Genomic DNA, 2,211 nt, shown 5'->3' with positions numbered 1-2,211 from the left:
CCAGTGCAGAGTGGAACGCCCGGCTCTGGCTGTCGAAACTGCGCGCCACATCCGGCGCCGCGACCTTTGCGGCTGCCGCCAGCATGATCATCTGTTCGTCGTTCCACACCGGCTGGCCCGGCGGGATCGGCCGCCAGCCATTGGTGCGCGCCACAATCTGCGCGGCCGGATCATCACTGAAGGTGCGGTGGCAGCTGCGGCAATCATAGAAATAATAATCTGGCCCCGTCACCCGCGCCGACGCGGCCGGCAACAGCGACAGCGCCCGCTCCACCGCCAGCGCCTGGCCCACGGCCCAGGTCTTCACGCCGCCGGCCACGGTCTTGCGCGCGGCATAGTCGGCATCCTCGTCATGGTGGCGCTGCAGCGATGTGAACAGATCAAGTTCAAAGGCCACGCGCGGGTGGCCGGCGGCCATGATACGGTGAAACACGAACTGTCCCGGCTTGTCAGACCCGAAATGGCAATCGAGGCACACGCTGGCGCGCACCGCCGGATCGTTCACCGCCCACATACCCTTGGCCACATTGTCGGCATGGCTGGCCTTCACGCTGGCATGGCTGGCCAGCCAGCGATCCGATCCGCCATGGCAGGCCTCGCAGCCAACCCCATCGGACTGCTGCCATTTCGGCCCGCGCACCGGCGCCGGATCACCGTGACAGCTGATGCATTCCTTGGAGGCCGCGACATTGGCGATGCCCAGCCGCCGGCCGATGGCCTGCGCGCGCGGTTCGTTCAGCACTTTCCAGGCCCGGCTGTGCACGCCGGTCAGGCTGGCCGGGTCAGACCAGCTCAATACTTCATTCTGGCGAACCCGCGGCCCGGTGGCTTCCTGGCGGCCATGGCAGGTGGAACCGGCGCAGCTTGCAACGCCCTGGTGCACGGCGCGATCAATCGGCGCGGCCGCCAACGGCGATTCGCCAAGCCCCCCCAGCAGCGCGCCCGCCACGATGGCGACTCGCAGCCAATGGCCCGCTGCCACCATGCGTTCTGCCAAAGCGCGAATTTTCCCCGTTGCTGGCGCAAGCACTGTCCGTTCCCCCCGGTGCGCCACAAGGTAGCAAAGTGCTGACAACATGCAAGCATCCGAGGCCGTTTTCACCAGAATCAGCCACTGTTTTCGCCTGTTCAGCCAAAGCCCATTGCAGGGCGTGCCCGGCTGTGATTACTTCCCCGCCTGCGATAAGCATGAGGGAGTACGGGGTTCACCCGATCGGTCCGTAGAGACCAACCCCTCGCACCTTGCTCTGGGGAGTGACCGATGGACCTGCACGCCAGCCTTGCCGCCGTTTCCGTTCGATCGATGATCGATGCCCGCCGTGCTGCCGAAGCCATGCGCGACATCGCGCTGGAACTCACCGGCCTGCATGTCATTGCGGCCGACAATATCGCGTCAAAGGCGCCGATGGAGGATATCGACGGCAATATCCTGGCTGCCGACGTGTTCGGCTGGACCGGCGAGAACGAGCATTGGTGGAAAGACAGCAAGCTCGCCCTGTCATCGCCGTTGCCGCGCGCCTGCCGGTATGAATCCGAAGTGTTCTGGGCCAATGCCACCGGTTTCTTCACCCGTCAGCCCAACCCCTATCTCGACGAAATGAACCTGGAGAATTTCGAGAAGCGGGCGCTGACCAAGGCCGCCATCGTGGTGCCGGTGCATCTGCCCTTCGGCCAGATCGGCGCCGTCTGCTTCGTCTCGCGCGATGCCAGCCGCACCGATCTTTCGGCCGAGTATGAACAATGGGCCGATATCCTGGCGCTGATGTCGCACCGCTTCCTTGCTGGCTATGTGAAGGCGCACCGCACCCGCCGCTGGCTGCCGGGTGATTGCCAACTCACCAAGCGCGAGGTGGAGTGCCTGCGTTGGGCCAGCATCGGCAAGACCGACAAGGAAATCAGCCTGATCCTGTCGCGCAGCCACGCCACCGTGCGCTTCCACATCCAGAACGCCGGCGAGAAACTGAACGCCGTCAACCGCAGCCAGACCATCTTCAAGGCGGCACAGCTGGGCTATCTGGGCGCCGCTGCGTAACCAATCCGTTCATGGCGTGTGAAGCCGCTGCCGGTTATGGCGGGGGCATGAAACAGCTTGTCCCTCTCGTTCTGCTTCTCGCTGCCGCCCCGGCCAGCGCGACTTCGCTTGCCGATATCGCCGTGTCGCTGAAAGGCACCACCAGCCTTTCGGCCGATTTCACCCAGGCCGGCGCCGAT

At 64.9% G+C, this 2,211-nt stretch carries 2 protein-coding genes; one reads left to right on the top strand and one right to left on the bottom strand.

Annotated elements, in window-relative coordinates; all coding sequences use genetic code 11:
• Nucleotides 1-985: multiheme c-type cytochrome (locus RT662_RS07910; protein WP_313670165.1), on the bottom strand; the 985-nt coding region annotated here is incomplete at its 3' end.
• Between the two features lie 276 nt (nt 986-1,261).
• On the opposite strand from RT662_RS07910, the gene RT662_RS07905 reads away from it, so the two are divergent.
• The gene (locus tag RT662_RS07905; RefSeq protein WP_313670164.1) at nt 1,262-2,032 is read left to right on the top strand and encodes a helix-turn-helix transcriptional regulator; all 771 of its coding nucleotides are present in this window, start codon (nt 1,262-1,264) and stop codon (nt 2,030-2,032) included.
• The last annotated feature ends 179 nt before the right edge of the window (nt 2,033-2,211 follow it).

This window comes from Sandarakinorhabdus sp. (genome assembly GCF_032115815.1).
GTDB lineage: Bacteria > Pseudomonadota > Alphaproteobacteria > Sphingomonadales > Sphingomonadaceae > Sandarakinorhabdus.
Note: the sequence above shows the minus strand (reverse complement) of the source record. Positions and strands in the feature narration are given on the sequence as shown.